Annotated in this window: 1 pseudogene; it reads left to right on the forward strand. The window is 41.7% G+C overall.

Annotated elements, in window-relative coordinates:
- Positions 1-9 precede the first annotated feature (9 nt).
- Positions 10-228: pseudogene (locus VJI94_RS09035) on the forward strand (IS3 family transposase); the annotation flags it as partial.

Raw genomic sequence — 228 nt, forward strand, 5'->3', positions numbered from 1 at the left:
GTTGAACAACTGCAACAGTTAGTAGAGAAGCATCCTGCTATTGGTTTTTGGCAGAGTTACTTCAGGATCAGAAGAAACGGGTACATCTGGAATCACAAGCGGGTGTACAGAGTGTATACTGATTTAAAACTCAATATCCGCAGACGTTATAAAAAGCGGTTGCCACAACGTGTAAAGCAATCACTTTATCAGCCCGCTGCTATCAATGAGGTGTGGAGTATTGATTTT

This window comes from Parvimonas sp. D9 (assembly GCF_035282565.1).
In the GTDB taxonomy this organism is placed as follows: domain Bacteria; phylum Bacillota; class Clostridia; order Tissierellales; family Peptoniphilaceae; genus Parvimonas; species Parvimonas micra.